This window comes from Endozoicomonas sp. 2B-B (genome assembly GCF_053470045.1).
In genome coordinates this window covers 6,747,338-6,771,687 of sequence record NZ_JBLZMU010000001.1, presented here as the reverse complement: position 1 = coordinate 6,771,687, position 24,350 = coordinate 6,747,338, and the positions used below count along the sequence as shown (strand labels likewise).

The window sequence follows — 24,350 nt, the reverse complement described above, 5'->3', positions numbered from 1 at the left end:
TCCATTGGCTGGTGGCGGAACAAAACCAGCTGATCAGGTACTTATATATCATTGCGCCAGAGCCAATCCAGTGGCACCGCCATGCAGTTTTTTGTCTTGAGTGGCAGTGCATTGTTACCACAATAAATCAATACGCCACCTTTAAAGTGTTTGTCGGCCTGGTCAGCAAGTCGCCTTAAGCCTTCTCCGTCTTTTTCCTGAATACTGATAGCTTTTTTAATTTCTATACCGTAGATATCACGATTGTGTTCGATGACCAGGTCTACCTCCACCTGATCTTTATCCCGGTAATAACTGAGGTGGACAGGGTCATCCAGCCATTCGGTCAGAGCTCTTATCTGCTGTATTACAAAACTCTCCAGAATGGGACCGAAGGGGGTCGAATAGTGCTGCCATTCTTCAGCTTTCAGTCGATTCAGCCTGCTTGCCAACCCACTGTCTGCGATATGAATTTTAGGTGCTTTTATCAGGCGTTTGGCAGCATTATTATGCCATGCTGGCAAACGGTAGAAGAGAAACAGGTGTTCCAGAATACCGATGTATTTATCGGTGGTCTCGCGTCGTATTTTCAGGTCAGTGGCGATACTACTGGTATTGAGCAGATTGCCAGTACGAAGAGATAGCAGCTCAGCCAGCTTCAGCATTTCATCTTCGTCACGGATGTTGGCAATATCCCGAATATCATTTTGAATAATGGTCTGAAGATACTGATTAAACCATTGTCCTGCACGATGGGGTGTGCGGGTGTTGGGCTCAGGAAAGCCGCCCCGACAAACCCGTTCAGCGATACCATGAATTTCTTTTTGCTCACCTTTGATAGAGGCAGACAGGGCTTGTGTGAAGAGTCGTTGTAAAAAGACGGGAGGAGTTGATTCTTTTTCCGCTTCTGTCAGTGGATGCAGATGCAAAATTTCAATACGCCCAGCAAGCGATTCTTTGACTCTGGGCAATAACATCAAGTTGGCTGAGCCTGTCAGCAGAAAGCGGCCAGGTTTGCGATTGCGATCAACTTCAGCCTTGATGGCAAAGAGCAGCTCTGGAACCCGTTGGACTTCATCCAATGTCACGTATTCAGGCAGGTTCTGTACAAATCCAGCTGGGTCGTCTTTGGCGGCTTGCAATACAGAAGCATCATCAAAGGTCAGGTAAACTCGCTCAGAGTAAAGCTTCCGACAAAGAGTTGATTTGCCCACCTGACGAGCCCCGAGCAGGCAGACTACAGGAGTATCCTGCAAGGCCTCTTCTATTTTTGGTTGTAAGTAGCGTGGGAAATTTGGCATCAGAAGGTGTTTCAAGTTTCGGCTAATTGTCTATTACTCTAGCGTCTATTTGACGGTTTATAAAGCGTCTAATTGCCTATTTAGCTTCCGGCCAAATGTCGGTTTATTTCTTTTTCTACTTTTTTATATATTAAAAACAAGTAGTTATATCGGTCTTTTGGTAGCTTAAGTATATGGCTTTTTGCAGGCCGAAAATGGCCTGCTATCGCTTTAAATCTTGCCAGGCTTTCCCGATAAATACGGACCTTGGCGCAGGGTCGTTCTCAAGAAGACTTTTTCATAAAAGGCGTCATCCTGGCAAACAAAAGTCCAAGTTCAAACAACATCCACATAGGTCCAGCCAGCAGGCTCTGGGAGATAACGTCGGGTGGTGTCAGAAGCATACCGATCACAAAACAGCCCACCACGATATAAGGACGTTTCCTGGAGAGGGATTCAACGGTGCTCATGCCAGACCAGATCAGTAACAGCGTTGCGACAGGGATTTCGAAGGCCAGCCCGAAGGCAAAAAACAGTTTAAGAATAAAGTTCAGGTAGCTGCTGATGTCGGTCATCATGGTGACCGTTTCAGGCCCGGTCGTGGTAAAGAAACCAAAGATCAGTGGGAACACCACAAAATAGGCAAAAGCGACACCGGTATAAAAGAGTATGACGCTGGTTATGAGTAATGGAATGGCCAGATGCTTTTCATTCTTGTACAGGCCGGGAGCAATAAATCCCCAGACCTGATGGAGAATAAAGGGAATGGCCATAAACAGGGAGAGCACAAGACTGAGTTTAAACGGAGCAAAGAAAGGGGAGGCTACATCGGTGGCTATCATACTGGTGCCTTCGGGCATTAGCAGGCGCAGAGGCTCGGAAACCAGCTCGTAAATGTCATTGGAAAAGTAAAACAGCCCGACAAAGAACAGCAGGGTAATCACCATACTTTTCAGCACACGAGTACGTAACTCAAGCAGATGCTGAATCAGGGGTTGTTCCGATTGAACCGTTGGGGTTTCAGTCTTCATAAATGTCTCGGCAGGCATCAAATAGAGGCAGTGTTCAGGCTGCCTTTATTTTGGAATCGGATGGTTTGGAGAGGTTTTCAGTAGCTACGGTTGCTTCCTGTTTTAGAGATCGAACCTGTTGATTCAGCTCCTCCAGCTGAAGATCCTGCTTGATCTCATCGACCTTTAGCTCTCTATTGACCGTTTCTCTTATAGTGCTGGCGCTGCTGCGCAGATAGTTGATCCACTGCAGACTGGTTTTTATCGCGTAAGGCAAGCGCTCAGGCCCCAGAATCACCAGGGCGAGCACTGAGATAACCAGCAGTTCGGCAAAGCCAATATCAAACACGCTGAAGTCCTCAGGCTTTGTTATGACTCAGTTCCCTGCTCTTTTCGGTGTCCTGGCTATTGCCCGCAGGGATTTCTGCTGAACTTGAGTCATCGCTGATGCTCTTCTTGAAGCCCTTGATCGCTCCACCCAGGTCACTGCCAAGACCCTTAAGTCGTTTGGTGCCAAACAGCATGACAAGGATCAAAAGTACGATTAACAGTTGCCAGATACTGATACCGCCAAGGCCCATAGTGATTCTTCCTTTATGATTCTTTGAAAATGGTCACTATAGCGTTTCATTATGGAGAAATTATGACAAGTCCCTGACTGTTCTGGACACTTGGGATTCACCCTCAATCAAATCGAATGCTTCAGCAGTCAAATAAAATTGCAACAATCGCAAAATCAATTACGCTAGCAGCCTGTCGGACTTAAGCGTCCGTAGCGAGGATTGCAAGAAATTGAGGATAAAAATCTCTGTTTCTGAGGAGAATAGCGAGCTATTTGACGAAGAAACAGGGATTTTTAGACCAATTTATTGCAACCGCAGTAGGACAGTCTTAAGTCCGACAGGCTGCTAGACACAAGATAAGTCATTAAAAAGTGAATTTATCTTGTGGGTTTCAGCTACAAAGCTCGCCAAGATTGAAGGCGTAACCAGCCAAACTATAAGGCGCAAGATCGAAAGCGGTCACTACGAAAAAGTGAAGCAAACCAGTGGTGGTCACTTCCGCATATTCATTAGCCAGTAAAGGAAGATATGCTATGCAAGAGTCAGTTCTGGAAAGCAAAAATCCAGCATCGACACGCAAAAGCATATCTTACTCCAAAAACATCCTGACGCAGAATTTATCAGCGACATTGCCAGTGCTTTCAACTTTAAGCGAAAAGGACTGCAAACCATTCTGGAATCACCGGTGTGCGGAAATCCAACCCATATTGTGGTTGCCACAAAAGATCGCCCCACAAAAGATCGCCTTGCCCGATCAGGGTTTGGACTCATCAAATGGCTTGTTGAATTATCGGGAGGACACATCGAGGTTTTGGATGACCCGGATAACGCCAGTGAGTCATTCGACACCCAAGAGCTTATCGGTTTCATTACCTCATTCTGCAATAGCCACTACGGGAAGCGATCTGCTAAAAGACGCAAAGGACGCAAAGATAGTAGCGTCAAAAAAGATCAGGTTTTACCCAGAGAATGAGCAAGCCTATCACGATGCCCTGATACTCTATCGCAGGTCGTACAACCTTGCTGTTGAGCGTTTCCGCAACGATGACTATAAAGATGCCAGCGGAAAATTCATCAACATGCGACCTGCCATTAAAGCTCAAGTGAAGCAAGAGCAAAAAGAAAGTGGCAGGGCTTATAACTCGCTTGTTTCTGATAATGGAACACTGGCGGCAGCGGCTACATTCAAAGCGGTCTGCAAGCACAACAAGAAGCTCAAGGGAGCTAAAGAGGGCTTTGCAGAAATCAGTTTCAAAAGCCGCAAAGGTAGCAGGCACTCATTCTCTATTGACCGTTTGCCAAAGGGATTAAATCCCTGCGTACAGGCTCTTGGCAAGATTCACCTGACAGAAGATGTGCCAGCAGAAGCGATTGGCAAGTCTTGTGTCATAACCTACGACAAAGGTCGCTGGTTCATTCAGGTTCAACAACATATTGAACTAAATCCCGAAATCCAAGGGAAGGTTAGATGCGTTGGAGTTGACCCCGGAGTTCGCACCTTTGCCACTTGCTACAGCGAAAAAGAGGCGTTGATAGCGGGTAATAACGTTGCAAAAACAAAGCTGTTCCCACTGATGAAGCAAGTGGACAGCTTGATCAGTCAAAAGCAAAAAATCCTGAACACGCAGAAGGGCGTTGAGTTCCCCGATATGCCCCAGTGGGCAAGAGATCGGATTATTCATTTCAACAGGGAAATTGACCGGCTGAAATGCAAAAAGGATGACATTGTTCTTGATCTGCATAACCGGCTGGCGTTCGAGTTGGTGTCGAAGTACGACGTTGTATTTTTGCCAACCTTTGAGACAAGAGGTATGGTCACACGCAAAGATAAGAAGGTTCGCACCATTCGCCGTAACACCTGCCGCCAGATGCTTGACCTCAATCACTACCCATTCAAAAAGCGGCTTAAGTGGTACGCAAAAAAGTATGGAAAGCATGTGGTTGATTGCAACGAAGCCTATACATCCAAGACTCGATCATGGAACGGTACCATTGACGAAAAATTAGGTTCTTCCAAAATTATTAAGGGTGAGGGCTTCACCGTTGATCGTGATATCAACGGTGCCAGAAATGTCTTTCTTAAGTGTTTGACAAGGTAGCTTGAACCTTAGCCATAACAGCGAGCGTTGCGCTCGTTGCGGTTTTAATCAAGAGTTTAGTCACCCATCAAGTTGCTGTATTCTGTAAGCTCCGATTTTGGTATTCATGAATCATGCTGGAAGCACTGCCCCAAGAAAGCGAACTGCCCATTGATGAAGCAACCGTAAGCCTGAAGACCCCTCCTCATTCCATTGAGGCGGAGCAGTCTGTGCTCGGTGGCCTGCTGCTGGATAATGAAGCCTGGGATAAAGTGGCCGACAAGATCACGGCTGACGACTTTTATCATCCCCGTCACAAAATTATTTTCTCGTCGATGGCTAAATCGGCGAATGAGACGCTTCCCTTTGACCCCCTGACACTGGCCGCCACCCTGGAGAATCAGGACGAACTGGAACAGGCCGGTGGTATGGTGTACATCACCGAGCTGGTGGCCAATGTTGCCGGTATTGCCAATATTGAGGCTTACGCCGGCATCATTCAGGAGCGTTCTGTTTTCAGAAAGGTGATCAATGCCAGTCAGAAGATGGCTGAAAGCGCCTACAATCCGGAAGGTCGGGACAGCCAGACAGTACTGGATGAAGCTGAACGACTGGTTTTCAACATCGCTGAAGAGCGCCCCAAAACCGGTGGCCCGGTGGGTGTTCGGGAAATCCTGGACAACACGGTTCAGAAAATTGATGAGCTTTTTAACGCTGGTGATGCCATCACCGGTATCACCACAGGCTTTAGTGATCTGGACAATATGACCTCGGGTATGCAGCCGTCGGATATGATTATTGTTGCTGCCAGGCCGTCGATGGGAAAAACGACGTTCGCGATGAACCTGGTCGAAAACGCCCTGCTAAATACCGAAAAAGTCGTCATGGTCTTCAGCCTCGAAATGCCCTCTGAGCAGCTGATGATGCGTATGTTGTCCTCTCTGGGCCGAATCAATCAGGGCAAAGTGCGTTCCGGTAAGCTGGAAGAAGACGACTGGCCGAAGCTGGTGTCAGCGGTGGAGAAAATCAAGGACAAAAAACTGTTTATTGATGACACCGCAGGCATCAGTCCTTCAGAAATGCGTTCCCGTATCCGTCGTGTAGTTCGTGAACATGGTGACATGGCCATGATTATGATTGACTATCTGCAGCTGATGCAGATTCCCGGTTTCAGCGAAGGTCGTACCAACGAAATTTCGGAAATTTCCCGATCCCTGAAAGCCATCGCCAAGGAGTTTAACGTACCGGTGATTGCGCTGTCTCAGCTTAACCGGTCTTTGGAGCAACGCCCCAACAAGCGTCCGGTCAACTCCGACCTCCGTGAATCCGGAGCGATTGAGCAGGATGCCGACGTCATCATGTTTATCTACCGTGACGAGGTCTATAACCCGGATACCGAGTTTAAGGGTATTGGTGAGATCATCATTGGTAAGCAGCGTAACGGCCCTATCGGTTCAGTAAGATTGGCCTTTATTGGTCAGTACACCCGGTTTGAGAATCTTGCCCCCGATGCTTATGTCAACTTTGATGATGAATAAGCAGGAAGTTATAGGTGTCGAACCTGTTCAGAAATTTGCGACTGATATTCTCGAAGGAGGAAAGGTTGCCTTTAATCAACGTCGTAAAAAGTACGGATTTAATTGAATATGCGCAAATCAGAGCTACTGGAAATTATTGCCAATGGCGAAAACTCAGGCGTTGAATTCAAGCGAGATGATATTCGTCCTGAGCAGCTTGCTGAAGAAGTAGTAGCGATGGCTAACCTCAAAGGAGGTATGCTGCTACTGGGTGTGGAAGATGACGGCTCCATTAGCGGTATAGCACGAGACAGACTAGAAGAATGGGTGATGAACGCTATTGCAGATAAAGTTCATCCCATGTTACTGCCTTACTACGAAGAAGTTCAGCTTGATTCTGATAACCGTGTTGCTGTGGTCAGCTTTACGGAAGGGGTATCAAAACCCTATGTGTTAAGGCATAAAGGCCGTGAAGATGTCTTTATTCGGGTTGGTTCAACATCCAGAAGAGCCACAAGAGAGCAACAGGCAAGATTGTTTGCCAGCGGCGGAATGCTCCATACCGAAGCTTTGCCTGTAGCAGGCTCCAGCTATAACTCTCTGGATCATGAACGACTGTCTGATTATCTGAAAAATGTTCTCGCAGACCCTGATATTCCCCAGAATAAGTCTTCATGGGTTAATCGGTTAATTGGATTAGGGTTTATGGCTGAGGGTATCAGCTCTCCAGTTTGTACTGTTGCGGGTATGGTATTGTTTGGTACTTCCCCCAGACGTTATTTGAGGCAGTCCGGAATCAGGGTAGTTGCGTTTGATGGAGAAGATAAAACCTATCAATCGAAGATTGACAAGATATTGGATTTTCCATTGGTTGGACTCTGGAAAGAAGATGAAGCGGGTGAGCGTCGTTTGTCAGAGATGCACTTTGGGCTTATTGAGAGGCTCGTTGATCTGATTGAACCCTATATCAGCGAAGAGTCTGGAGAAATAGACAGTCACTTTCGCAGGGAAAGGCGCTGGTACTACCCTAAAGCAGCTGTAAGGGAACTGGTTATTAACGCTCTTGCGCACAGGGACTGGACCCGGTCTGTCGATATTGAAATAGGTATCTATAATGACCGTCTGGAATTAATCAGCCCCGGCACTTTACAGAATTCTATGACCATCGAAAAAATGTTGGCGGGTCAGCGCTCTCCGAGAAATCCTATTGTAGTTGAGGTTCTCAGGGATTACGGCTATGTCGATGCCAGGGGAATGGGTGTGCGAACTAAAATCGTACCTCTCCTGAAACAATATAACGGGAACGAGCCGCACTTTGAACTAACGGAAGACTACCTCAAGACAACCTTCTACAAGAAAAAGTAGGAAAAAGTAAGAGGAAGGAAAATCTGCGACATATTGTTGGGCAGTAAGCGCTCATTTGAGGACGCTGCCCGTTTTTGGCAGGGAAAAGCTTTCTGAACACGAAATTAAGACTCTGGCTCACAGCTGTTTTATTGATGACACCGCAGGCATCAGTCCTTCAGAAATGCGTTCCCGTATCCGTCGTGTGGTTCGTGAGCATGGTGACATGGCCATGATTATGATCGACTATCTGCAGCTGATGCAGATTCCCGGTTTCAGCGAAGGTCGTACCAACGAAATTTCGGAAATTTCCCGATCCCTGAAAGCCATCGCCAAGGAGTTCAACGTACCGGTGATTGCGCTGTCTCAGCTTAACCGGTCTCTGGAGCAACGCCCCAACAAGCGTCCGGTCAACTCCGACCTCCGTGAATCCGGAGCGATTGAGCAGGATGCCGACGTCATCATGTTTATCTACCGTGACGAGGTCTATAACCCGGATACCGAGTTTAAGGGTATTGGTGAGATCATCATTGGTAAGCAGCGTAACGGCCCTATCGGTTCAGTAAGATTGGCCTTTATTGGCCAGTACACCCGGTTTGAGAATCTTGCCCCCGATGCTTATGTCAATTTTGATGATGAATAAGCAGGAAGTTATTAACGCTCTTGCGTGCAGAGACTGGACCCGGTCTGTCGATATTGAAAAAGGCATCTGTGCTTTGGTAATTCATTTTGATTCCCTTCTGTTAATTGCCTACAGTGTTAGGGCAATGGAGGTATTTATGGAAAACTTGTATGACAAAGATTATCACCAATGGCTTACCCTACAGCGGGAGCTACTTGCTCAGCGACAGTTTGACCAGCTTGACATAGAGAATTTGATGGGGGAGCTGGAGTTGGGCATTAAGGACCATATTCGTGAGTTAAAAAATCGTTTAGCTACTTTGATAACTCATCTTCTGAAATGTGATTATCAAACAAGTGTATTAATAGGCACTGTAGCAACTGAAAGAGTACCAAGGGTATGGTTAATTACTATCAACAGATCAAGAAACAACATTAACAAACTTATTGCGGATAATCCTTGTCTAAAACCACAAATAGAAGATGTACTAAACAGTACATATCCTGACGGTAAAAAAGATGCGATTAAAGAAATGAATATTTATGTTAATAAAAATCAAAAGTTAAATGAAAATAGTTTCCCGGATCAGTGCCCGTGGTCTTACGAGCAAATAATGACTGAAGACTGGTATCCGCTAAATGGCGTCAATATCGACGACTGAAGGTTGGCTGCCGGAGGCTGACAATGACTGATTTATACAAAACCGACTACACCCAATGGCTGAGTCAATAGCGTGAACCTTCTACAAGAAAAAGTAGGAAAAAGTAAGAGGAAGGAAAATCTGCGACAAATTCTTGGGCATGTCGGTGAGGATATAAGGGGTTGGCTCACTGTGTATGCCACCCTTGCTACAAGCGTGAGGCATTTATATACCACATAATGGGCAGCTTCGAGGATGTTCTGCTCTCGCTTTACTTAAACACAGTGTGCAAAACCAGTGGTACACACAAGCTGATGCTCCCGGGTATTGGACTTGGTTTAAACAAATTGCACAACTTTCAGCCAAAAGATAAAAGCTTGCGTAGTCAACAAAATATGAAAACACGTAAGTAACAATTCCATAGCCAAAAGAATGACCTAAAATGTACAATGTATTCAACCAGCTCTTTTCTCTCTCGTTATCAGCTTCCAGAAAATGTAAGTTCAAGATGTAATCTTGCAACGCTGATTTAATATCAGGCTCATTGCTATGGTAAAGTTCAAAGTACCCATGCTGTAAATTACAAATATTTAACAGCTGGGTTTTTGCTCGTTTGTTACCCATATTGATAGTCATAAACTTACTGAGCCCTTCTCCCGTCACTACGTTTAGACTGTATTTTGATAAAATTTCAATTTGCAATAATTTCTCGGGATTCTTTAGCTCAATGCAAACATTTGTTAAAACAAACCTGTTAAGAACACTAACTGCTTTTTCTGCTTTTTCCTCTTTTTCTAAATTTTTATCTTTATTTGACATGCATGAAGTTTCAAACCACCAATCCCCTTTTTGGCCATATGTTGAATCTAAATGCATGAGGTTATGCTCTGATGATATGTTTTTTAAATCTATGCTTAACTTTAATTTTCCGTCAATAGAAACAGGGTAAATAATTGAATTGTTCAATATCTGAATACAGTCTGAATTATTTTCACTTTGCAATAATGTTTTATTCAGTAATTCAAATTCTAAAATGATGCCATAAGCATAATTACTTTTAATAATTTTTGGTTTCAGTGATCTGGAATTACGATCAAGATGTCTTGAAGCAAATATTCTATCAATCAGGTAGTCTTTCGTAAGAATTGTTGAAATTACTGACAACGTCGTAAGGTGAAAAGGCCTGATATTCTGATCGAATCCCAGATTATAGTGCTCCTTAAGCTGTAAGTAATTAATGGTTGTTATAACTGGGAGCAATACAGAATTAATTCTCACAATATTCTCTATGTGAATTTCTTCGAAATAAGCAAACAAAGTGCTTGAGTAAAAACATAGGCAAAAGGTAAGTAAACGCATTTTTATTTACTAAATCAAAAGTGTTCAGAGTATATAGCAAAGCCTAAAAAAAAATCCAGTCGACTGCCTTTGGCATTAGTCGGAAGAAGTGTGAAAGTTTTTTCTATTTTTCCAGTGGATGATTCACGAGCCAAAATCCACGCTAGCCTTGGCTGTGATCGGAGATAGCACTATTTTAGTTGCTCTATTCTCGTTCGAAATTCTATCAACATTGTCGCTGACGGCGGGGCTGCCAGGATAACAAATACAGGCAAAGGGTTGGCATGTTGTGTTCGCCACCCTTACTGCAAAGGTTACAGGTTCTAAAAAACAAGCTCGCTCCTGGGTGAAATTTTGTCTCGCATTTTTATAACTTGTTTTTGCTTAGACTCTTCATTAATGAAACTTCTGCTTAATAATTGTCGTGTTTCTAAAGGAAGCTGATCATGCCAGATATCAGGATCCTCAGATAAAGCTTTTGCATCAGACTCGTTGAAATCATCTGAGAAGCAAGCATCGTTAAACTTATAAGTTAACTCGTAATATTTATCGTTTAGAGCGCCACATTTTATTTTCAACTGTATTTTTGATAAAAATAGTGCAGCATTGATAAGGCGTGATGATGGAGGCTCATAAAAACGTGTTCCTTTTTTATGGACGCTATCAAAATCGATTAATTTTATTTTATTTTTCAGACAAATCATATTTTCAGGTTTGAAATCCCTTTGCGTAACACTTATCGACTCAAGATGATTTAAAATCTCAAGAACTTGGAAAATAATTTCATGAAATTGTGAAACTGATAATTTTGAGAAGTTTTCATCTAAAAATTGATAGAGGTTGCTTTTCCCTAATTCCATCACAATGTACATTTTGTCATCTTCTTCCAGAACGCCAAAGTATTCAACAATATTAGGGTGGGGATTGGCTATTAAGGTTTGTATCGTCTTTTTCTCATCAATAGCATTCTCCGCTTTCCAACCTATCAAAGGAATAACTTTTATGGCTATATCACATTTACGTTCAGTTACGCACTTTGACCGATACACATCACCGCATGCGCCACCATCAATTTTATCTTTAAACTCGAACATATGAGCTTTTGGTATACATCCCTGTGCAAAGCCATGAAAACACTTATCTTCACTTTTACTTTGTACATCAATTTTCATCCTTTTAGAGGCTAAGCCTGAAATATCCATATTAACTCCCTGATTTAATTCATCCCTGTGGCACAGACTCTGAAACTGGCGTCATGTTGCAATCAATAACGAATGCTACTAAAACATGAAAAACCATTTGAACCCAATAAACATATTGGATTCAAATGGCTGCGTAATAACAGGCGATTTGATAGGATTTCTAATGTCAGAACTCATCTTTTTTGGATGGTTTTAATGCGCAAGCTACCTTTTCTGCTGCATTTTCTCCATTATCCCTGTTGTATAAACGTGTTTTCATAACATCAGAACTAATATCAATTTTCATTACACGCCCAGCGAGATAATCAAAATATAATTCATGAGAAGCTCGCTTGCTTAATAGCTCTTTGGCTTGATCTACAGTCATTGGAGCAGGATCATAGTGGAGCATTCCCAATCCTTGAGGTTTAGCTCTATTATAAAGAGCTGCCAGTAGTTCAGCTTTATCAAGAGTGCTTATATTCACTCTATTATGAGCAAAAACTATATCGCAAGTTTCAGATACAGCCTCCGCACTAATTGCCAGTGTTGCCATCAATATCATTAGCGTAAATTTATTTTTCATGGACTCTAGACCCTTTTTGTGAAACCTTAAAAAAATTAGACAACACCCAGCCCAGAAGGTTCCAAATAAAAATGACCATCATCAAAGCAACCAAAGAAACAAGTCCATAGATCATGGTTGGAAGCTGGTTAAAGTTTCTGTCGCCAGATACGGCGGGTTTTCGATATAACAGGAGGTCTTTTGGTATTGCATGTTGGTTGTTTATGTCATTCTTGTTTAAAACCAGACAGAAACCATCAACATCATAGAATACACTCATCATAGGCGCAGGAGCCCTGTCAGCTATCTATAGTCTGCAACCGAAAGATGGTTAAATCGCCGGGGCTCTTGTCTTTTTTAAATCGAACTCAAGTTCAATGAGCGCATTGCTGAGAAAGGCCCGATAACATGAAGCAAGGTATTCGGTTAGTGTTAGTCCTGGTTACCATGATGCTTCCTTGTACAGGCTATTCCGGAGATGACAGATACGACGCTTACCTGCCTTTGACAGAATTAGCGCTCATGCAAATGTTCAAAACCTTTATAGGGGGGAGCTCCTCCAGAAGCCTTTTCAATCTTGAAGAGTTTTCATTATGGTCATTTAACAGGGATCACCATTCATCTGACGGATTTCTGGGAATTGACGAGCAGACTGTTGATGGTCAGCTGAGAGTGACCGCCAGGTTCCAAATTACTGCAGTGAATACTCCCCCTGATATGAGACTCCGACCATCAAATTTCATTGAAATGGGGGCCAGGAGTAAGGCTTACTTTACGTCTGTTTTGCAATTGTTGACTGAATATTTTCGGACGCACTTCAACACTGATAAAGTTTATTATCTGGGCCGAGCCAATCTTGGTCGTAATCAAGGATCAGCAGTAGTCGAAGGCCCTGATTATCATAATTATGATAGTGACTATGCTTTGGGTGGATTTAGTGACAGCAGTGATGATGAAGGAAAAGCTTCTGAAGAAGATACTGAAGCTGGAGCAAGCAAAAAAAAGTATAAATGTTATGACCATTCACATATTGATGTCTGTAGTTTACGGAGTTTTTCAAGATAGTTGTCCCGAAAACTGAATTTTAGGCTGCCTTTTTCTCGTTAATTCTTGCTTCAGACAACCGCTCAGGATTCAGTGCAACCGCACCTACAGGCTCCCAGTTTCTGATAACTCCTGACCAGCGCGTTGGATTAGCTTCTCGCGCTTTGGTATACACCTGTTTCCGGTGATTCAGGATTTCCTGATCTCTTTTCTCATGCCGTTGCGCAGGTGTCACAAAGCGGATTGAGCTATGGCGGTGTTCATTGTTATAAAAGCGCTCAAACTTCAGCATCCACTGTCGACTGTGTTCTAACGTCAGAAAACCTTGAGATGGCCACTGAGGACAGTACTTCACCGTTTTAAAGATCGATTCTGCAAATGCGTTATCGTTACTCACCCTTGGGCGACTATGAGAGGGAATAATGCCCAATTCCTCAAGCTTGGCCTTAAAGGTACTCGACGTCATTGGAGCCCCATTGTCTGAGTGCAGTACAAGCGGTGTTTTAGTGCATTTTTCAGCCACCATTGTCCGGTTAATCAGTTCACTGGCTAACTCACCAGACTCACGGCTATGAATCTCCCAACCAACAATCTTACGACTGTAAACGTCCAGTATCAGGTAGAGGTACCAGAACTGGCCGCGTACCCTGGAAGGTATGTAACTGATGTCCCAACACCAGACCTGGTTAGGGCCAGTAGCAACATAGGTTGTCGGCTTGTTGCTTTTCGATCGCTTTCTTGAACGACCGCGGTGGTGCAACTGACCATACTTTTTCAACACACGGTAAAAGCTAGATTCAGAAGCAACGTATACTCCCTTGTCTGCAAGGGCTGGCACGATCTGCGATGGTGGCAGGCTCGCATACTCATCTTCATTACTGATAGTCAGAATACGTTGCTCCTCTTCCTCAGTCAGTTTGTTAGAGGGTACCGGGCGCAAGGCATCCGGGCGTTTGTCCGTTAACACTGCACCATTGTCATCGCGCCAGCGATTCAGTGTTTTCAGGGATATTTCCAATTGTTCAGCAGCCTTCCAGCGAGAAGCGCCGTTTGCTATAGCCTCATCAAACCATGTCAGCAGTTGGCGGCGCTTATCGACAGGTGTCAGTTGTCCTCGCTGTCTATCCCGTAGAAGGCATCGAGCTTTTTTGATAGCACCAGCAGGGCTGCAGCTTCTGCCAACGCCTTGTCTTTACGGCGAAGCTCTTTTTCAAGGCTCTGATTGCGCTTACGCTCTTGTTTTAATTGCTTGCTTTCCTGGTCTGCACGCTGAGAAGCCTGAACAGCACCTGAAATACAAGCGTGCTTCCACTCCTTGACTTGTTGAGGATAAAGCCCTTTTTTACGGCAGTATTCACTTAACTCTGTTTCTGACAAAGCAGCGGTTTCGACGACCACGGCAAACTTGCTTTCAGCAGACCATTGTTCTGATTTTTGTTCGTTCCCTGGCACAGGTAATCCTTTGTCCCGTAGTTTTTTACGCCAATTATACAGGGTTTGTTCGCTGATACCTTCCTCTCTGGCAACATCCGGCACAGAGCGATTGTGTGGTGGTAACAGTTTTTTCAAAACAGCTGATTTACGTTCCTCTGAAAAACGAGGCATATTCAACGTCCATCGCCCACTGTCTAGCTTTTATTGGTTAATCAGTGAGCGGGACAACTATCCTGACACAGCGGGTTTATCTGAAACTCCTGAATATTGGGATGCTGAAATGATGATCAACATGAAAAAAGGCACTATCACTTACAAAGCCTTACTGCTTTATTCAGGTTTTCTCAGGTCTGCTTTTGGACCAGAACCAAGCAGCCCTAAACGAAATGATAGTGGTGAAGAATATCGTGAAATCGGAGATCTGATTGAACAGACACGTCAATGTATTGATCTATACAACGGCGGGCTCGATGAAGGGCTAAGCGAGTATCTGCCACATGAGCCAACCCCTCCGTCTCAGGATTGATGGCATCTTTTTTGATTCATGACTCTCAATAACCAGATGCTTTCGCCCGTTGCTGCCCGCAGCGGTGCGGCGTAACCAGGCGTTTTCGTCCCGCCAGAGCGTAAGCTTCAGACAACCACGAGATGTTGCTATCACAAGTTGGAAAAGGTGCTGCAAATTGGGTTTTGCGGGAGTGCTGACCTCGATGATATAGATGAAATTATCAAAGGCCATCCTCTGTATCACGAGCTTCATGGGAAAAATGTGGAAGTGGAAACCTAAACGTTAAGAACAGACAGCTCTTCTGTGTTAAATACAAGCGAGGTTAGGTTAAAGAACACAACCATGTAAGCGCAGAAAACTCTGCAATCGCGCCAAAGCGATGGCGCAATTATGGCGCAATTAGATACAATACGCCATAATCGCGCCAAAGAGCTTCAAAGTTGCATCACATTCATGAATACTCTCGATGATTTATACCAGGCTATCATGCAAGCCAACAAGCCAGTCTCTATCTCTGAACTGCTTGCTGCTCACCCAAATCTTACCCGCCGAACAACCCAGCGCTGGTTAAACAGTTTACTGGCCGAAAGCAAGATTACTGCTCTTGGTGAGGGACGGGGCAGGCAATATCAGGTATTTAGTCTATCTCAGGCAAATCAGGATAATGATCAATCTGACGAATTTCCTGCATTTATTCCACTGTCGCCAGACAGTAAGGATATTCTGTCTTATATAGAGCAACCTTTCGAAGCCCGACAACCCATTGGATACCAGCGAGAATTTCTGGACATATACCAGCCCAACAACACCTACTACTTATCAGCTCCCATACGCCATCAGCTCTGGCGCATGGGCGACACTAAGCAAACATCACAACCCGCTGGCACATACGGTCGTGCAATTCTGAACCGTTTCCTGATTGACTTATCCTGGGCATCCAGTCATCTGGAGGGTAATACCTACAGCCGTCTTGATACTGTCCGGCTTATAGAAGACGGTCATGCAGCTCAAGGAAAGGCAGCTATCGAGACACAGATGATTCTGAATCATAAAACAGCCATAGAGTTGCTGGTTGATAATGCAGAAACCGCTTCATACAACCGCTTTACCCTATTAAACCTTCACAGTTTACTGTCCGAAAACCTGTTACCTAACCCTGCCGATGAAGGCCGGATTCGACAGCATCAGGTAGAAATAGGTAAAAGTGTTTTCAGGCCACTGGCTGGCGAAGTCATTATCAGTGAACTGCTTGATATTCTGTTGCAAAAAGCCAGTCAGATTGAAGATCCGTTTGAGCAGTCTTTTTTCATGATGGTCCACCTGCCCTATCTGCAACCTTTTGCTGACGTGAACAAACGGACATCACGTCTGGCAGCTAACCTGCCATTAATCCGGGCCAATCTCTGCCCTCTTACTTTTCTGGATGTACCGGAACAAGCCTATAGCTGTGCGACTCTGGGCGTCTATGAAATGACCCGGATTGAATTGTTACGTGATCTCTATCTATGGGCTTATGAACGCTCAACGCAGGAATATCTGGCGATCAAACAACAACTGGCTGAGCCTGATCCCCTGCGACTTAAACATCGGGACTTGGTTAAAAAAACGGTTAAAGAAATAGTTCTCACTCCGGATTCCGATCCTGTAGATCTGATTAAAGCCCTGTTACCAGAAGAGATTGAAGAAGCCTCACGCTCAGATTTGTCATCGCTGATTATTGAAGAACTACGTCGTTTACACGAAGGTGTATTAGCCCGTTACGGTTTAAGACCATCCCAGTTTAAACACTGGCAGGAAGTACAAAAAGAAAGTTAAATTGATCAGCTGGCAAGGGCTGACCGATCAGATTGGATGCTGGTTTCAACTGAATAAACCTTTATTAGCCCGCCAGGTTTCACGTAACTGTTTACCTATCAGCTTTTGGGTATCCGCCTTGATGTCGAACAATCCGGCCTGATCGCTCCAGCTGTGCACAGACTCAACCACTTGCTCGATCACTCGTCTGGCTTGATTCCAGTTTGCAAAATTTGCCTGGCTGGCCAGTTTCTGTATGACCTCTAGTGGCGGCTGGGAACCGTATCCCATATAGGCTGTCATGTGGTTGTTGTAGGGTGTTGGGCTGAAAGTTACGTCATAAAAAGGTGCCAGTGACCAACGACCATGGTCATCCATTAAAAAAGACCAGTTTTTCGTATGGTCATCCTGATTCATAGCAAACAAGTTGAATATGGCCCTGGCAAATTGCTCCTGTGCCACTGCCGGATTCTGGCACAATATCTGGCTCACTTTCAGCAAATCCTCATAATCCATTGAGGGTTGCCGAAAATCGGCATCCATAAGACCACACAGTGTTTGCATATGAAAATGCCCTTGCTGAGACGGGTGGTCTGAACAATCAAATCGCTTCAATGCCAGCCAGGCTTTTGCACCAGAGTTTCCAGTATCATGAATAAGGTGCCATTGCGGTGTCGTCAATCCAGCTCGTTTTGCCAGAGTTAACCAGAGTGCTTCACACAGGCTTTCTTCATGCCCGAGGGGAAGACTCTTGGCAGTAAATTTTACCAACCAGGGGGTTAGGTGACTTTGTGGCTTAATGCTGACATAGCGGGCATTATCGGAATCAAGCCATACCGATACCTTGGGTCTGGCCCCCCCCGAACCACCAGCCTGAGCCAGGACAGGTAATATATCTTCAGTCTCACCTTCAAAAACCTGTTGAGCCTCCTGTCCCAACAGCGCAATGTCTGATAAGGAGTGATCATTCTCAGTGGCATGATCCATAGCCGGTGTATAACTCAGGCTACCCATCCCTCTCTCACCGATGAATGCCAAACGATCCATCGGGGTTACCTGATGTGGAAGTATGCCCTGTTGTCGGAAGGCTCTATCCATCAACAGCAAGCCCCAGCCATCAGGCAGAGAATCGGCAAAAACTCCCTGTAACCCTTGGTGTGGCTGTCTGGGCCCGCGACTCAAGGTAGCTTCAAAGGGCAAGGTGAAAGGAGACAAACTATGAAAACGACTGAGATAGCTCTCATCATATTGAAAGAAAATACCCTGTTGATTCTGAGCCAACTCACCGACTTTATGCTTTGTCCCGTCACTGAACCTGCGATGTACACTGAGTTTTCGAACCCTCATGTTTTTAATACCTCGCTGATACTAACAGGCATAGACTCGGCTTTTTCTGTCAATGCAACCAGGGCTTCCAGCTGATCAACCGCCTGCCAGAGCAAAATGAACTGCCGCAACGATATTTGCCCGGTTAACTCAAATTTTTTGATCGTTGATGCTGGCACAGAACTCCGCTCTGCCAGACTCTGTCGGGACCATTTTTTTGCCTTTCTTCTGTCCATAACCGCAGTGGCCAGCTGCTGCTGAACATCAGTGGGTGTTAATAATGACAATAAGCTCATAGTGAGTCACATCCATGGAACATGGATACTATTATAGCTATTTTTAGGTAAAATACGAGATTTTGGACATTACTGTATCCAATCAAATTGAAAGAAAACTATCATCAGAATGAGCAACCCATCTACGAACTGAGTTCTTTCCGTTACCTGAGTAAGCAATACCCTGTTAAAAACGCTACAGTAGCCCAGTTACGCAAATAATGAGATGACAAACTAATGGCAACAAACTAATGACAACAAACTACGGTCAAACCTGGTGGGGCGAACAATGGCTGTTAGCCTTTAACGGCATTGATTACAGCAACCGTCTGCCCCGTGGGCGCCGCTATGCCGGTAATGGCTCGGTATCCAACATTGAGCTTAAAGGCACCTCAACTCATGCAGATGTTCGGGGAAGAGAACCAAGGCCCTACAGGGTCAAGGTTCATCTACCGGGTTTTACCACTAACCAGCAACAAAGCATTTTAATGGCCGTCAGCCAGAGTCCGGCCCTGCTCGCTAAGTTACTGAACCGGCAACTCCCCGCTCAGATGCTGACGTTGATGGAAAAACAGAACATCCCCCTGTTTCCCAAACACTGGGATGATATGAAAGCCAGCTGTTCCTGTCCTGACTGGGCAATGCCATGCAAACATATTGCCGCCGTCATCTACCTGATCGCCAATGAGATTGATAAAGACCCGTTTATGGTGTTCAAGCTTCACGGTATGGATTTATCCAAAGCTATTGAAAAACAAACCGGCATGTCCCTGGCGAAGGCCGACACACCGCCACAGGTGATGTCTTTCTGGCAACGCGAGCCAGTGTCTGAAGACTGGCAGTTGCCAAAAGCCCCAACCTTTGAGTTGCTGGATCTGGCCACCATTGAGCCATTGGGTGAGAGGATTCAGGGCATTCTCACACCAAAACCCTTGTTTTATGGCAAAGAATTTAAAACCGTATTGACTGACTTTTACAAACGCAGCGCCCGTTATGTCAGCCAATACGAAAAACAACAGGCGACGGAAAATACGCTGGATATTGCTGACTTCAGCCTGACCCAGCTGGTGATCGACAAGAATGGCTGTTTCCACTCAGCCCGAAGCAAAGATAATGGACAGGCTGTATCGGAACCGAACGAATGGATCAGTCTGCTGGCATCGTTACGCAATATTCACAGCCCTGAACGTAGCCGATATTTTCACAAAGCTCTGCTCTGGCAATGGCTCTATCGCCTGAGTGTCAAGCTGGTACAGCAACATGCTTCTATTCCGGCCGTCTTTATGCAACAGGATGACCTGACGCTGATACAGTGGCAACCAGCACTGCTCAGTGAACCGGTGAAAAACCAGCTACAGATATTCTACGACGTGTGTCCACCGGATTTCGTGGTATTAGAAACAACGCAGAAAAACCGCAAAAAGCCTCAGCTGCATTATGCAGACAGTCAAACCCAGATCCATCTGGCCATCAACGCCGTCATCAGCTTCTTTATGGAACAGGCCATGGAAGCAGCGCCCGATAAATACTGGGAAGAAGCAGTCTGTTGTCTGTTTTTTGCCGGATCACCCTGCCTGTTCAACCAGTTTGAAACACTGGCTTACCCCAAGGTCATTCGCAACTGGCTGAACCGGCTATCACTGGGAGAGCGGGCGCACCGTCTGCACCTGCTGGTGGAAGAAGTGGATAGCCCGGAAGCAGATGACCAGATAGCTGACCAGCTATCGGTAGATATCAGGGTTGAACAGAAGCAGGCCATGTTGACGCTGCCCGAACTGTTTAAGGAGGGTTCATTATCTGAAACCAAAGTAAGCGTGCTGACCGACCTGGCATTACTGGCAGATTATATGCCTGCTATAGAACAGCTTTACCAGACCCAAAAAAAACACCGCCCGCTGCATTACACACTTCAGGCCTTCACACCCATATTCAGGGAAACCCTCCCTGCCCTGCAAATGCTGGGTATTCAGCTGGTACTGCCCAAACGACTGCAAAAGCTGGTGTACCCTCAGCTCAGTTTGTCATTGTCAAAAAGTGACAGTGATAATGCCGTCAGTTATATGAACCTTGACCAGCTTTTGCAGTTTAACTGGCAAGTGGCTTTGGGCGACCAGCGCATTGAGGTCAACGAGTTTAACCAGTTGCTTCAGGGCGCCGACGGTCTGGTTAAAATGCTGGATCAATACGTCATGCTGGATGACAGCAAATTGCACTTGATAAGCAGGGGTTAGTAAAAATAAGTGTGATATATTTTGATATATCACACTTATTAATATAAATTTATAAAACTTGGAATGATCGCATGGAGCTGGGTATGAGACACACCGCCAAATTATTTATGAATGGTCGAAGCCAGGCCGTTCGGTTGCCCGCTATCTACCGGTTCGATTGCGATGAGGTATATATTCGGCGTGATCCTGAAACGGGTGATCTGGTCATTTCCAAAAAGCCTGGAAGCTGGGCGAGCTTTTTTAAAATGTTGGACAATATAAACGTTCCTGATGATTTTATGAAGGAGCGCGATAATGAAGCACCGCAGGAACGGGATCTCTTTTAATGCCTGAAGCAACTCGTTATATGCTGGATACCAATACGGTCAGCTACATCATCAAAGGTAAATCTGCACAAATACGCGAGCACTTGCTGAGTGTTCCCATGGTCAATGTATGCCTGTCTGCTATTACTGAAGCTGAGCTGCTACAGGGTCTGGCAAAAAAGCCAGAGGCCACACAACTTGCCGTTGCGGTAAATGAGTTTTTGCTCAGGGTTGAGATTTTACCTTGGGATTCCAAGGCTGCCAAAGCTTATTCTGAACTTCGTACAGCTTGCGAGAATGAGGGCAAGTCCTTGGGTAACATGGATATGCTGATTGCCGCCCATTCCAAGGCAGAAGCAAGTGTATTGGTGACAAATGATAAGGCGTTTTACAGGATTGGCCATTTATTGTTACTTGAAGACTGGACCCTGACAGTCAAATAAAATTGCAACAATCGCAAAATCAATTACGTTAGACACAAGATAAATCATTAAAAGGTGAATTTATCTTGTGGGTTTCAGCTACAAAGCTCGCCAAGATTGAAGGCCTGACCAGCGAAACTATAAGGCGCAAGATCGAAAGCGGTCACTACGAAAAAGTGAAGCAAACCAGTGGTGGTCACTTCCGCATATTCATTAACCAGCAAAGGAAGATATGCTATGCAAGAGTGAGTTCTGGAAAGCAAAAATCCAGCATTGACACGCAAAAGCGTATCTTACTCAAAGAGCACCCTGATGCAGAATTTATCAGCGACATTGCCAGTGCTTTCAACTTTAAGCGAAAAGGACTGCAAACCATTCTGGAATCACCGGTGTGCGGAAATCCAACCCATATTGTGGTTGCCACAAAAAATCGCCTTGCCCGATCAGGATTTGAACTTATCAAGTGGCTTGTTGAATTATCGGGAGGACAAATCGAAGTTTTGGATGACCCGGATAACGCCTGTGAGCCATTCGACACCCAAGAGCTTATCGGTTTCATTACCTGATTCTGCAATAGCCACTACGGGAAGCGATCTGCTAAAAGACGCAAAGATAGTAGCGTCAAAAAAGATCAGGTTTTACCCAGAGAATGAGCAAGCCTATCACGATGCCCTGATGCTCTATCGGAGGTCGTACAACCTTGCTGTTGAGCGTTTCCGCAATGATGACTATAAAGATGCCAGCGGAAAATTCATCAACATGCGACCCGCCATTAAAGCTCAAGTGGAGCAGGAGCAAATGCAAATGAAACCTTGTTTTCCGGACACAATAATCAACAACTCACCTATTCCCGTAAACTGAAAGCACGGGTTCATCCAGATTAGCCATCTGTTCCCTCAGCTCCAGAATATGTTCTGACCAGTAACGCTCGGTATTGAACCAGGTAAATGCCATGGGAAAGGCCGGGTCCGTCCAGCGTTTGGCCAGCCAGCCGGAATAGTTGATCAGCCTCAGGGTTCGGAAGTATTCCACCAGATTGAGTTCTATGGGGTCAAACTCGTGAAATTCCTCATAACCTTCCAAAAGCTCTGCCAGTTGAATGGTCTGGCTGGCCCGGTCACCGCTCAGAAACATCCATAAGTCCTGAATAGCGGGTGCCATGCAGGTGTCGTCGAAATCGACAAAGTGAGGGTTATCATCTCGCCAGAGAATATTGCCGACATGAGCATCGCCATGCACCCGAATCATTTTCGGGTGGTATTGGGCTTCGATTCGCGCAAGACGATCCAGAATGTCCCGGGTCAGGGTTTCATAAGCTTCTCTGAGGGTGGTGGGAATAAAATCATGATCCAGCAGCCAGGTGACATTGTCGATGCCGTATCTTTGCAGATTAATGGCCGGACGATGCTGGAAAGGTGCCGCTGAGCCCAGTTTATGTAACCTTCCCATGCAACGACCCAGCACCAGCAGATGATCCAGGTTATCCAGTTCCGGTGGATAGCCTCCCATGCGTTTGAACAGGGCAAACCGGAAGCCCTCAAATTCATGTAAGGTTTCCTGATTCTCGTTCCGAAGAGGGGCCACAATCGGAAATTCCATGCCCTGCAGCTCCAGCGAGAAGGCGTGTTCTTCCAGAATCTGCTCCCGGCTCCAGCGCTCCGGGCGATAAAACTTGGCAATAATCGGCAAGCCATCTTCAATCCCAACCTGGTAAACACGGTTTTCGTAGCTGTTCAGAGCCAGATTTCTGGCGTCACACAGGTATCCCTGGCTTTCCACTGCGTCCATCACCCGATCAGGCGTCAGTCGCTCATAAGGGTGTTGGATATCTGAACTCATAGAAGGCTCCCATCATCGTTTGCTGCTGAAGTTTACTACGAAACTCGTCTCGGCAGTGTCAGGTTTACTGACCTTTTTGTCAGTTTCTCAGAAAACTATTTCTATTTTTGGTGAGTCTAAAAGTTATTCATGATCATTTGAGGAAAGCGGAAATGGATGTTCAAAGCGCTTATTTTCCCGGCAACAGGTTAGCGACTGATCAGGGTCGTTCCCGGAATCCCTGTGACATCATTGTATCGGCTGTTTATTACGTACTGGGTAAGCTCAGGCTGATTAACGTGCCTGAGGAGATGGTGGCCTCCAAAGTCGTCTATAAGAATGAATACTTCTCGGTGACCTCAGAGCTCTGGGAGTCCCCTGTGGGTCAAAATATCTACATGAGAAAGTGTGTTGTGCTAAGAGGGGCTGAACGGCGTCTCAGGATTGAAAAGGAGCTTCTCAGAGCGGCTCAGGGTCCGAATATTGTCAGGCTCATTGAAACAGAGGACGACACTATACTGATGCCCTTCGCAGGCATGTCACTTGAGGAGATTTTGCATTTTAATAATAGAAGGATGCCTCTGCCTATCTTTGAGACCTTTGCCCGACAGTTAATGAAGGGTGTTGCTCACCTGCATGATGCAGGGATCTGGCATCTGGATTTGAAACCAGAAAATCTGGTAGTCGATGATCAGGACAATCTCTCCATCATTGATTTTGGTCTGTCTCAGTATGCGGGTCCGATTGAAAGGTCAGAAGTAAGTACAGAAGGCTATAAACCTCCTGAAATGTTTTATAAGGGACCTGAGGTTATTTCCAGTAAAACCGATATTTTTTCAGCAGGAGTTTCTCTCTTCAAAATGTTGATGAATAAAAAGCTTTTTCCAGAGGACTTCGATAAGAGCGTAATGGTGAGGCAAGACGTTTATTATGAGTACCTGAATGAGCAATTAAAAGAGGTAGAGTCCATTGACGTAAGCCTTGGCGTATTACTCAGGTTGATGCTGGCCTGGTATCCACAGCATCGGCCTGATGCAAAGAAGATACTGGGCTACTTCATGAGATCCAGACCCTAA

The 24,350-nt window shown here is 45.3% G+C and carries 27 protein-coding genes; 15 read left to right on the top strand and 12 right to left on the bottom strand.

Translation table 11 applies throughout. The features are described from left to right. Positions 1-41: 41 nt before the first annotated feature. From ACOMHB_RS24280 to ACOMHB_RS24260, 5 genes are all read right to left on the bottom strand, one after another. Positions 42-1,280: an ATP-binding protein gene (locus ACOMHB_RS24280; protein WP_448218578.1), complete on the bottom strand. Its 1,239-nt coding sequence runs from the start codon at positions 1,278-1,280 to the stop codon at positions 42-44. Positions 1,281-1,543: 263 nt separating this feature from the next. Next, complete coding sequence (tatC, locus tag ACOMHB_RS24275) at positions 1,544-2,290, bottom strand: twin-arginine translocase subunit TatC (protein ID WP_422135679.1); 747 nt, start codon at positions 2,288-2,290, stop codon at positions 1,544-1,546. Between the two features lie 34 nt (positions 2,291-2,324). After that, the gene (gene tatB, locus ACOMHB_RS24270) at positions 2,325-2,618 is read right to left on the bottom strand and encodes a Sec-independent protein translocase protein TatB (RefSeq protein ID WP_422139151.1); all 294 of its coding nucleotides are present in this window, start codon (positions 2,616-2,618) and stop codon (positions 2,325-2,327) included. A 10-nt stretch (positions 2,619-2,628) separates the two neighbouring features. Next, positions 2,629-2,850 carry a twin-arginine translocase TatA/TatE family subunit gene (gene tatA, locus ACOMHB_RS24265; RefSeq protein ID WP_422135677.1) on the bottom strand — a complete coding sequence of 74 codons (222 nt, stop codon included), beginning with the start codon at positions 2,848-2,850 and terminating at the stop codon, positions 2,629-2,631. Between the two features lie 373 nt (positions 2,851-3,223). Continuing rightward, on the bottom strand, positions 3,224-3,418 hold the full coding sequence (locus ACOMHB_RS24260) for a hypothetical protein (protein WP_448218577.1): 195 nt from the start codon (positions 3,416-3,418) through the stop codon (positions 3,224-3,226). On the opposite strand from ACOMHB_RS24260, the gene ACOMHB_RS24255 reads away from it, so the two are divergent. The 6 genes from ACOMHB_RS24255 (at position 3,359) to ACOMHB_RS24230 (ending at position 9,054) form a co-directional block, all read left to right on the top strand. After that, entirely contained in the window at positions 3,359-3,805 is a 447-nt protein-coding gene (locus tag ACOMHB_RS24255) for an IS607 family transposase (protein WP_448218675.1), read from the top strand. The genes ACOMHB_RS24260 and ACOMHB_RS24255 overlap by 60 nt on opposite strands. Then, positions 3,717-4,931 (top strand): RNA-guided endonuclease InsQ/TnpB family protein, encoded by a 1,215-nt coding sequence (locus ACOMHB_RS24250; RefSeq protein WP_448218674.1) that lies wholly within the window; start codon positions 3,717-3,719, stop codon positions 4,929-4,931. The genes ACOMHB_RS24255 and ACOMHB_RS24250 overlap by 89 nt, the downstream gene beginning before the upstream one ends. Before the next feature lie 113 nt (positions 4,932-5,044). Further along, on the top strand, positions 5,045-6,448 hold the full coding sequence (gene dnaB / locus ACOMHB_RS24245; RefSeq protein ID WP_317144729.1) for a replicative DNA helicase: 1,404 nt from the start codon (positions 5,045-5,047) through the stop codon (positions 6,446-6,448). 108 nt (positions 6,449-6,556) lie between these two features. Continuing rightward, complete coding sequence (locus ACOMHB_RS24240; protein ID WP_448218576.1) at positions 6,557-7,792, top strand: RNA-binding domain-containing protein; 1,236 nt, start codon at positions 6,557-6,559, stop codon at positions 7,790-7,792. A 55-nt stretch (positions 7,793-7,847) separates the two neighbouring features. Next, entirely contained in the window at positions 7,848-8,414 is a 567-nt protein-coding gene (locus ACOMHB_RS24235; RefSeq protein ID WP_448218575.1) for a DnaB-like helicase C-terminal domain-containing protein, read from the top strand. After that, positions 8,404-9,054, top strand: a complete 651-nt coding sequence (locus tag ACOMHB_RS24230) for a DUF29 domain-containing protein (RefSeq protein WP_448218574.1) — start codon at positions 8,404-8,406, stop codon at positions 9,052-9,054. The genes ACOMHB_RS24235 and ACOMHB_RS24230 overlap by 11 nt, the downstream gene beginning before the upstream one ends. 204 nt (positions 9,055-9,258) lie before the next feature. On the opposite strand, the gene ACOMHB_RS24225 is transcribed toward ACOMHB_RS24230, so the two are convergent. The 3 genes from ACOMHB_RS24225 to ACOMHB_RS24215 all read right to left on the bottom strand — a co-directional run bounded on the left by ACOMHB_RS24225 (position 9,259) and on the right by ACOMHB_RS24215 (position 12,138). Further along, positions 9,259-10,311, bottom strand: a complete 1,053-nt coding sequence (locus ACOMHB_RS24225) for an RING finger protein (protein ID WP_448218573.1) — start codon at positions 10,309-10,311, stop codon at positions 9,259-9,261. A 383-nt stretch (positions 10,312-10,694) separates the two neighbouring features. Beyond that, complete coding sequence (locus ACOMHB_RS24220) at positions 10,695-11,573, bottom strand: protein kinase family protein (RefSeq protein WP_448218572.1); 879 nt, start codon at positions 11,571-11,573, stop codon at positions 10,695-10,697. 166 nt (positions 11,574-11,739) lie between these two features. Beyond that, on the bottom strand, positions 11,740-12,138 hold the full coding sequence (locus ACOMHB_RS24215) for a hypothetical protein (RefSeq protein ID WP_422139147.1): 399 nt from the start codon (positions 12,136-12,138) through the stop codon (positions 11,740-11,742). A 387-nt stretch (positions 12,139-12,525) separates the two neighbouring features. Between ACOMHB_RS24215 and ACOMHB_RS24210 the strand changes: the two genes are divergently transcribed. Further along, a complete protein-coding gene (locus ACOMHB_RS24210; protein WP_448218571.1) occupies positions 12,526-13,182 on the top strand; it encodes a hypothetical protein in 657 nt (218 codons plus the stop codon). A gap of 19 nt (positions 13,183-13,201) precedes the next feature. Here the strand turns inward: ACOMHB_RS24210 and ACOMHB_RS24205 are convergent. Further along, a protein-coding gene (locus ACOMHB_RS24205; RefSeq protein ID WP_448215008.1) for an IS3 family transposase occupies positions 13,202-14,766 on the bottom strand; the annotation gives its coding sequence in 2 pieces (ribosomal slippage) (positions 13,202-14,313 and positions 14,313-14,766; 1,566 coding nt in all). Positions 14,767-14,875: 109 nt separating this feature from the next. Between ACOMHB_RS24205 and ACOMHB_RS24200 the strand changes: the two genes are divergently transcribed. After that, complete coding sequence (locus ACOMHB_RS24200) at positions 14,876-15,121, top strand: hypothetical protein (RefSeq protein WP_448218570.1); 246 nt, start codon at positions 14,876-14,878, stop codon at positions 15,119-15,121. Positions 15,122-15,493: 372 nt separating this feature from the next. After that, positions 15,494-16,918 (top strand): Fic family protein, encoded by a 1,425-nt coding sequence (locus ACOMHB_RS24195; RefSeq protein WP_448218569.1) that lies wholly within the window; start codon positions 15,494-15,496, stop codon positions 16,916-16,918. A 45-nt stretch (positions 16,919-16,963) separates the two neighbouring features. Here the strand turns inward: ACOMHB_RS24195 and ACOMHB_RS24190 are convergent, their stop codons facing one another. Continuing rightward, a complete protein-coding gene (locus ACOMHB_RS24190; RefSeq protein WP_448218568.1) occupies positions 16,964-18,244 on the bottom strand; it encodes a type II toxin-antitoxin system HipA family toxin in 1,281 nt (426 codons plus the stop codon). Next, the gene (locus tag ACOMHB_RS24185; protein ID WP_448218567.1) at positions 18,241-18,519 is read right to left on the bottom strand and encodes a helix-turn-helix domain-containing protein; all 279 of its coding nucleotides are present in this window, start codon (positions 18,517-18,519) and stop codon (positions 18,241-18,243) included. Before ACOMHB_RS24185 ends, ACOMHB_RS24190 begins: the two co-directional genes overlap by 4 nt. A gap of 230 nt (positions 18,520-18,749) precedes the next feature. On the opposite strand from ACOMHB_RS24185, the gene ACOMHB_RS24180 reads away from it, so the two are divergent. The 5 genes from ACOMHB_RS24180 to ACOMHB_RS24160 all read left to right on the top strand — a co-directional run bounded on the left by ACOMHB_RS24180 (position 18,750) and on the right by ACOMHB_RS24160 (position 22,317). Further along, positions 18,750-20,729 carry an SNF2 helicase-associated domain-containing protein gene (locus tag ACOMHB_RS24180; protein ID WP_448218566.1) on the top strand — a complete coding sequence of 660 codons (1,980 nt, stop codon included), beginning with the start codon at positions 18,750-18,752 and terminating at the stop codon, positions 20,727-20,729. Positions 20,730-20,800: 71 nt separating this feature from the next. Then, entirely contained in the window at positions 20,801-21,055 is a 255-nt protein-coding gene (locus ACOMHB_RS24175; protein WP_448218565.1) for an antitoxin, read from the top strand. After that, positions 21,055-21,477, top strand: a complete 423-nt coding sequence (locus ACOMHB_RS24170; protein WP_448218564.1) for a type II toxin-antitoxin system VapC family toxin — start codon at positions 21,055-21,057, stop codon at positions 21,475-21,477. The genes ACOMHB_RS24175 and ACOMHB_RS24170 overlap by 1 nt, the downstream gene beginning before the upstream one ends. Before the next feature lie 65 nt (positions 21,478-21,542). After that, entirely contained in the window at positions 21,543-22,022 is a 480-nt protein-coding gene (locus tag ACOMHB_RS24165; RefSeq protein ID WP_448218563.1) for an IS607 family transposase, read from the top strand. Beyond that, on the top strand, positions 21,979-22,317 hold the full coding sequence (locus ACOMHB_RS24160; RefSeq protein WP_448218562.1) for a hypothetical protein: 339 nt from the start codon (positions 21,979-21,981) through the stop codon (positions 22,315-22,317). The genes ACOMHB_RS24165 and ACOMHB_RS24160 overlap by 44 nt, the downstream gene beginning before the upstream one ends. On the opposite strand, the gene ACOMHB_RS24155 is transcribed toward ACOMHB_RS24160, so the two are convergent. Beyond that, positions 22,297-23,295 (bottom strand): serine/threonine protein kinase, encoded by a 999-nt coding sequence (locus ACOMHB_RS24155; protein WP_448218561.1) that lies wholly within the window; start codon positions 23,293-23,295, stop codon positions 22,297-22,299. The two genes, ACOMHB_RS24160 and ACOMHB_RS24155, sit on opposite strands and share 21 nt — an antisense overlap. 152 nt (positions 23,296-23,447) lie before the next feature. On the opposite strand from ACOMHB_RS24155, the gene ACOMHB_RS24150 reads away from it, so the two are divergent. Continuing rightward, positions 23,448-24,350: a protein kinase domain-containing protein gene (locus ACOMHB_RS24150; RefSeq protein ID WP_448218560.1), complete on the top strand. Its 903-nt coding sequence runs from the start codon at positions 23,448-23,450 to the stop codon at positions 24,348-24,350.